Here is a 3,341-nt window from a genome sequence, read left to right as displayed (position 1 = left end):
TTGATTTCTAGTCTTTGACTAGTTCGTTCTTTAAAAATTTGGGTATGTGATAGAAAGATAGACTGAACGTTACTTTCACTGGTAACGGATCAGGCTAAGGTAAAATTTGTGAGTTTAATCGCGAATTTTCGGCGAATGTCGTCTTCATAGTATAACCAGATTGCTTGGGGTTATATGGTCAAGTGAAGAAGCGCATACGGTGGATGCCTTGGCAGTCAGAGGCGATGAAAGACGTGGTAGCCTGCGAAAAGCTTCGGGGAGTCGGCAAACAGACTTTGATCCGGAGATGTCTGAATGGGGGAACCCAGCCATCATAAGATGGTTATCTTGTACTGAATACATAGGTGCAAGAGGCGAACCAGGGGAACTGAAACATCTAAGTACCCTGAGGAAAAGAAATCAACCGAGATTCCCTTAGTAGTGGCGAGCGAACGGGGACTAGCCCTTAAGTGGCTTTGAGATTAGCGGAACGCTCTGGAAAGTGCGGCCATAGTGGGTGATAGCCCTGTACGCGAAAATCTCTTGGTCATGAAAACGAGTAGGACGGAGCACGAGAAACTTTGTCTGAATATGGGGGGACCATCCTCCAAGGCTAAATACTACTGACTGACCGATAGTGAACTAGTACCGTGAGGGAAAGGCGAAAAGAACCCCGGAGAGGGGAGTGAAATAGATCCTGAAACCGTATGCGTACAAGCAGTGGGAGCCCACTTTGTTGGGTGACTGCGTACCTTTTGTATAATGGGTCAGCGACTTATTTTCAGTGGCGAGCTTAACCGAATAGGGGAGGCGTAGCGAAAGCGAGTCTTAATAGGGCGTCTAGTCGCTGGGAATAGACCCGAAACCGGGCGATCTATCCATGGGCAGGTTGAAGGTTGGGTAACACTAACTGGAGGACCGAACCGACTACCGTTGAAAAGTTAGCGGATGACCTGTGGATCGGAGTGAAAGGCTAATCAAGCTCGGAGATAGCTGGTTCTCCTCGAAAGCTATTTAGGTAGCGCCTCATGTATCACTGTAGGGGGTAGAGCACTGTTTCGGCTAGGGGGTCATCCCGACTTACCAAACCGATGCAAACTCCGAATACCTACAAGTGCCGAGCATGGGAGACACACGGCGGGTGCTAACGTCCGTCGTGAAAAGGGAAACAACCCAGACCGTCAGCTAAGGTCCCAAAGTTATGGTTAAGTGGGAAACGATGTGGGAAGGCTTAGACAGCTAGGAGGTTGGCTTAGAAGCAGCCACCCTTTAAAGAAAGCGTAATAGCTCACTAGTCGAGTCGGCCTGCGCGGAAGATGTAACGGGGCTCAAACCATACACCGAAGCTACGGGTATCACCTTCGGGTGATGCGGTAGAGGAGCGTTCTGTAAGCCTGTGAAGGTGAGTTGAGAAGCTTGCTGGAGGTATCAGAAGTGCGAATGCTGACATGAGTAACGACAATGGGTGTGAAAAACACCCACGCCGAAAGACCAAGGTTTCCTGCGCAACGTTAATCGACGCAGGGTTAGTCGGTCCCTAAGGCGAGGCTGAAAAGCGTAGTCGATGGAAAACAGGTTAATATTCCTGTACTTCTGGTTATTGCGATGGAGGGACGGAGAAGGCTAGGCCAGCTTGGCGTTGGTTGTCCAAGTTTAAGGTGGTAGGCTGGAATCTTAGGTAAATCCGGGATTCTAAGGCCGAGAGCTGATGACGAGTGTTCTTTTAGAACACGAAGTGGTTGATGCCATGCTTCCAAGAAAAGCTTCTAAGCTTCAGGTAACCAGGAACCGTACCCCAAACCGACACAGGTGGTTGGGTAGAGAATACCAAGGCGCTTGAGAGAACTCGGGTGAAGGAACTAGGCAAAATGGCACCGTAACTTCGGGAGAAGGTGCGCCGGTGAGGGTGAAGGACTTGCTCCGTAAGCCCACGCCGGTCGAAGATACCAGGCCGCTGCGACTGTTTATTAAAAACACAGCACTCTGCAAACACGAAAGTGGACGTATAGGGTGTGACGCCTGCCCGGTGCCGGAAGGTTAATTGATGGGGTTAGCTAACGCGAAGCTCTTGATCGAAGCCCCGGTAAACGGCGGCCGTAACTATAACGGTCCTAAGGTAGCGAAATTCCTTGTCGGGTAAGTTCCGACCTGCACGAATGGCGTAACGATGGCGGCGCTGTCTCCACCCGAGACTCAGTGAAATTGAAATCGCTGTGAAGATGCAGTGTATCCGCGGCTAGACGGAAAGACCCCGTGAACCTTTACTATAGCTTTGCACTGGACTTTGAATTTGCTTGTGTAGGATAGGTGGGAGGCTTTGAAGCGTGGACGCCAGTTCGCGTGGAGCCAACCTTGAAATACCACCCTGGCAACTTTGAGGTTCTAACTCAGGTCCGTTATCCGGATCGAGGACAGTGTATGGTGGGTAGTTTGACTGGGGCGGTCTCCTCCTAAAGAGTAACGGAGGAGTACGAAGGTGCGCTCAGACCGGTCGGAAATCGGTCGTAGAGTATAAAGGCAAAAGCGCGCTTGACTGCGAGACAGACACGTCGAGCAGGTACGAAAGTAGGTCTTAGTGATCCGGTGGTTCTGTATGGAAGGGCCATCGCTCAACGGATAAAAGGTACTCCGGGGATAACAGGCTGATACCGCCCAAGAGTTCATATCGACGGCGGTGTTTGGCACCTCGATGTCGGCTCATCACATCCTGGGGCTGAAGCCGGTCCCAAGGGTATGGCTGTTCGCCATTTAAAGTGGTACGCGAGCTGGGTTTAGAACGTCGTGAGACAGTTCGGTCCCTATCTGCCGTGGACGTTTGAGATTTGAGAGGGGCTGCTCCTAGTACGAGAGGACCGGAGTGGACGAACCTCTGGTGTTCCGGTTGTCACGCCAGTGGCATTGCCGGGTAGCTATGTTCGGAAAAGATAACCGCTGAAAGCATCTAAGCGGGAAACTTGCCTCAAGATGAGATCTCACTGGGACCTTGAGTCCCCTGAAGGGCCGTCGAAGACTACGACGTTGATAGGTTGGGTGTGTAAGCGCTGTGAGGCGTTGAGCTAACCAATACTAATTGCCCGTGAGGCTTGACCATATAACACCCAAGCAATTTGCTTACTTCGAAAGAAGCATCAGATTGCGGTGTGTGAAGACGAAAGAACCGAAAGTTCGAGAGCAACACACAAATCTATTACATACCCAATTTGCTGAAGCGCGGCCATCTGGTCACGACTCAGTACCCGAATTTCTTGACGACCATAGAGCGTTGGAACCACCTGATCCCATCCCGAACTCAGCAGTGAAACGATGCATCGCCGATGGTAGTGTGGGGTTTCCCCATGTGAGAGTAGGTCATCGTCAAGATT

2 rRNA genes are annotated in these 3,341 nt (G+C 51.0%); both read left to right on the top strand.

Features of this window, described 5'->3' with window-relative positions:
- Positions 1 to 176: 176 nt before the first annotated feature.
- Positions 177 to 3,070: ribosomal RNA gene (locus tag KGB28_RS01025) — 23S ribosomal RNA — on the top strand.
- A gap of 153 nt (positions 3,071 to 3,223) precedes the next feature.
- A 5S ribosomal RNA gene (rrf, locus tag KGB28_RS01020) occupies positions 3,224 to 3,339 on the top strand.
- Positions 3,340 to 3,341 lie beyond the last annotated feature (2 nt).

The organism is Pseudomonas sp. BF-R-19, assembly GCF_019956445.1.
Taxonomy (GTDB): Bacteria; Pseudomonadota; Gammaproteobacteria; order Pseudomonadales; family Pseudomonadaceae; genus Aquipseudomonas; species Aquipseudomonas fluorescens_BH.
Note: the sequence above shows the minus strand (reverse complement) of the source record. Positions and strands in the feature narration are given on the sequence as shown.